The 3,592-nt window shown below is 73.4% G+C and carries 4 protein-coding genes and 1 pseudogene; 3 read left to right on the top strand and 2 right to left on the bottom strand.

Features of this window, described 5'->3' with window-relative positions; translation table 11 throughout:
- The first annotated feature begins 273 nt into the window (after positions 1–273).
- Both ACOV8S_RS18230 and ACOV8S_RS18225 read left to right on the top strand, forming a co-directional pair.
- Positions 274–885, top strand: coding sequence for a LysE family translocator (locus ACOV8S_RS18230; protein WP_448318829.1), 612 nt, complete (start codon positions 274–276; stop codon positions 883–885).
- Between the two features lie 16 nt (positions 886–901).
- Complete coding sequence (locus tag ACOV8S_RS18225) at positions 902–1,279, top strand: VOC family protein (RefSeq protein WP_448318828.1); 378 nt, start codon at positions 902–904, stop codon at positions 1,277–1,279.
- Positions 1,280–1,399: 120 nt separating this feature from the next.
- On the opposite strand, the gene ACOV8S_RS18220 is transcribed toward ACOV8S_RS18225, so the two are convergent.
- Positions 1,400–2,320: an NAD(P)-dependent oxidoreductase gene (locus ACOV8S_RS18220; protein WP_448318827.1), complete on the bottom strand. Its 921-nt coding sequence runs from the start codon at positions 2,318–2,320 to the stop codon at positions 1,400–1,402.
- Between the two features lie 51 nt (positions 2,321–2,371).
- Here ACOV8S_RS18220 and ACOV8S_RS18215 point away from each other — a divergent pair, with 51 nt between their 5' ends.
- The gene (locus tag ACOV8S_RS18215; RefSeq protein WP_448318905.1) at positions 2,372–2,722 is read left to right on the top strand and encodes a winged helix-turn-helix transcriptional regulator; all 351 of its coding nucleotides are present in this window, start codon (positions 2,372–2,374) and stop codon (positions 2,720–2,722) included.
- 62 nt (positions 2,723–2,784) lie between these two features.
- Here the strand turns inward: ACOV8S_RS18215 and ACOV8S_RS18210 are convergent.
- Positions 2,785–3,592, bottom strand: a pseudogene (locus ACOV8S_RS18210) (hypothetical protein); the annotation flags it as partial.

Raw genomic sequence — 3,592 nt, 5'->3', positions numbered from 1 at the left:
CCCCGGGTCCCGGGTGCGGGGGCGCGGTGCTTCCCCGCCCCCGCCTTCCCCGTCGCGGGGGCGGTAGTCCCGCGCACCTCCCGCGTCCCCGGCGTCCCGCGTGACGTCCCGGTGACTCGCGCGTCGCCGGGAGGGCGGGGGCGCAGGTGCCCCCGCCGTCGTCGGTCACGGGAGTCACCCTGCGCCGCTGCCGCCCCGGGGGGTCGCCGTAGTCTTCTCGCGTTCCCCAGCCGTCGCCGGCCGCTCGCGGCCGTTCTTCCCCGGAGGTGCCAGGTGGCCGAGGTGCTGGCCGTGGCCGTCATCACCGTGCTCGCGGTGATCAGCCCGGGCGCCGACTTCGCCATGATCGTCCGCAACAGCTACCTGTACGGGCGCACGGCGGGGCTGCTGGCCGCGCTGGGGATCGGTCTGGGCGTCCTGGTCCACGTCTCCTACACCATGCTGGGCGTCGGGCTGCTGCTCTCCGGGACGCCGGCGCTGTTCACCGTGGTGCGGATCGCCGGCGCCTGCTACCTGGTGTGGATCGGCTGGAAGACCTTCCGCTCCCGGGTCGAGGTGGACACCTCGGGCGAGGTGGGCGAGCCGCTGTCGCCCGGCGCGGCCCTGCGCACCGGGTTCCTCACCAACGCGCTCAACCCGAAGACGATGCTGTTCATCGTCTCCACCTGGACACAGGTGGTGCACGCGGACACCCCGCTGCTGCGGCAGGCGGGCTACGGCCTGTTCATCTCGGTCGCCCACCTGGTGTGGTTCTCCCTGGTCGCGGGGGTGCTGTCGGCGCCGGCGCTGCGGACGCGGCTGCTGAGGCGTCAGGTCCCGTTGAACCGGACCATCGGCGCCGTTCTCGTCGCCCTCGGCATTTCGCTCGCCTTCACCTCGGCCTGATCCCTAGGCTCGTCGCATGATCGCGACCCTGCAGTGCTTCGTCATCGACTGCCCGCGACCGCGTGAACTCGCGGCCTTCTACCGGGAGCTGCTCGGCGGGGAGGTGGACCGCAAGGATCCCCGCTGGTCCACCGACCAGGCGTGGTCCACCCTGCACACGCCGGGCGGCCCGGTCCTCGCCTTCCAGCAGGCCCCCGACCTCCGGCCGCCCGCCTGGCCGGACCCGTCCCGCCCGCAGCAGTACCACCTCGACCTCGGCGTCCCGGACCTGGACGCCGCCGAGGCGAGGGTGCTGGAGCTGGGCGGCACGCTGCTCGAGGCGGGCGACCCGGGGCGCGGCTGGCGCGTCTACGCGGACCCGGTGGGGCACCCGTTCTGCCTGGTGCGCGAGTGACGGCCCGACCGCCACGGGGCGCCGGCCGCGGAGCGCAGGACCACGGTCCCGGGTCCCGCGGAGCGCGACCCCGACCCCGACCCCGGGCCTCCGCGCCCGGGGTCGCGACCGCAGCCGTCCCTACCCCCGAAGCGGCAGCGTCGACGAAGCTGTGCCACGTTCGAGGATCTCGACGGTGCGGCTGAAGCCGTCCGCGCCGTGCCCGAGACCGATGGACCGGCGGGCCGTGCCCTCGGCGGCGCGCATCACCCCTGCCTCGATGCCGTGGGCCTCGGAGGTCTGGACGACGTGGGCCATGGACGAGACGGCCGAGGTGAGCGGGTTGCCCTCGCCGGGGAAGCTGCCCTTCTCGACATCTTCGGCCACCTGCTCGAAGATCCCGGGCAGGATCGCGGCGATGCCCTGGGCGAACGGTGCCAGTTCCCGCGCGCCGACGCCTTCCGCGCGCGCCACCGCCAGAGCGTGGGCGTAACCCGCCATGGCGGTCCAGAAGGTGTCGAGCAGGGCGATGTCGTACGCGGCCGCCCGGCCGATCTCGTCGCCGAGGTGGGTGTGGGTGCCGCCCAGCGCGTCCAGCACGGGCTTGAGCTCCTGGTACAGCTCCGCGGGGCCGCTGTGGAGGAACACGGCGGCGGGTGTCCCGATGGTGGTGGTCGGCGTCATGATCGCACCGTCCAGGTAGCGGATGCCGTGCGCGGCGGCCCAGTCGGCGGTGCGCCGTGCCCGGACCGGGGTGTCGGCGGTCAGGTTGACGACCGTGCGCCCCCTGAGACCTTCGGTCACCGCGCGGTGTCGCAGGACGGAGTCCGCCGCGTCGTAGTCGACCACGCAGATGACGGTCGTCCCGCTCGCGCGGACCGCCTCCTCCGCGGAGGAGGCGCTGACCGCTCCCCGTGCGACCAGCTCGTGGTCCTTGCCGGGTGTGCGGTTCCAGACGGTGGTCCGCACCCCCGCGTCGAGGAAGGCGCCGGCCAGGGACCGGCCCATCGGCCCCAGGCCGAGCACGGTGACGGCAGACTTCGCGGAGTTCCTGATGAGCATGGAGATGCTTCACTCCCTTGTAGGTGACCGTGAGAGACAGGAGACGTGGTGATGACACGCAGTCGTGCGCAGGACCTGAACGTGTGTGGAGTGACCGCAGCCATCGCTGTGATCGACGGCAAGTGGAAGACCGCCCTGCTCTGGCTGCTGGAGTCCGGTCCGCACCGGCCCGGCGAACTGCGCCGGCGGTTGCCGGGACTCAGCGAAAAGGTGCTGACCCAGGCTCTGCGTGAGATGGAGACGGACGGACTGGTGCACCGGGAAGTGCACGACGTGCTGCCGCTGAAGACCGAGTACTCCCTGACCGGCTTCGGACGAGACCTCTCCGAGGCGCTCGCTCCCCTTTCCGAGTGGGGGCACCATCGTCTGCAGAGGCTCGCCGAAGCGACAACGGCTTCCTGATCCCGGCCACCCCCGTCCCGCGTCCGTGCCGCACTCCGACCGCCCCCTGCAGAAGGCTGCCCTCACCGGTGCGCGCTGCCAAGTACCCACAAAAAGGTGGGTACTGCCGCCTGCCTGCGGTGCGCGGGACGGCCGCCGTCACGGACTCGCCGAGGCGGCCGGGGAGGCCAGGCCCTAGGCGAGGGGCGGTTCCAGGCGGTGGCGCCCAGCGGATATTCGTACCGGGGGCGGCCGGTGTTGCCGCTGGTGCGGAACGGGCGTCCGTGGTCGTCGACGCGGACCGTCCCCGAACGGCCGCCGCTGGACCACTCCAGGTCCAGCGCCCAGCTCACGTCGTGGGCCGAGGCGTGCGCGGTGACGTACACGACCAGGGGCTCGGCGGCGCTCACCTTGTAGGGGAACGCGCCCTGGCCCCCCTGCGGCCGGGCGGCCGGGCGCGGGTCGTCGAGGCGCACGTCGAAGGACTTGGTGGTGACGTTGCCGCCGCAGCCGACGCCCATGGCGTAGTCGTTCCAGGGCAGCGGGGCGGAGGACCTGAGGACGCGGACGTGGATCGCGTCGAGGACGACGGTCCGGTCGCCCTTCGCCTGGAAGGTCAGCGCGACCATCTGGTCGCGCGCGGAGACGGCGCCCATGGCGGCCACCCACCCGGGCGCGTCCGGCTCGGTGGGCGGCGGGCCCATCTCGGCGGGCGGCCGGTTCACCAGGTAGTGCTGGCTGCAGGGGTCCTCCCACACGTAGGGGCGGGTGGAGACGGTGAGCGGCGTACCGGTGACCCGCGGGGCGGCGGAGGCCTCGGGGAGCGGGGTGGGCGTCTGCGGCTCGTCCTCCTTCGCCTTGCTCGCCGAGACGGAGGGGGAGGGTGAGGCC

The organism is Streptomyces sp. CO7 (assembly GCF_053474865.1).
The sequence above is the reverse complement of the archived record's forward strand: the minus strand, read 5'-3'. Positions and strand labels throughout refer to the sequence as shown.

What these genes read in the sequence shown, in the direction of transcription:
- ACOV8S_RS18220 (WP_448318827.1), bottom strand. Translation starts at nt 2,320, where the DNA reads ATGCTCATCAGGAACTCCGCGAAGTCTGCCGTCACCGTGCTCGGCCTG.
- ACOV8S_RS18215 (WP_448318905.1), top strand. Translation starts at nt 2,372, where the DNA reads ATGACACGCAGTCGTGCGCAGGACCTGAACGTGTGTGGAGTGACCGCA.
- ACOV8S_RS18225 (WP_448318828.1), top strand. Translation starts at nt 902, where the DNA reads ATGATCGCGACCCTGCAGTGCTTCGTCATCGACTGCCCGCGACCGCGT.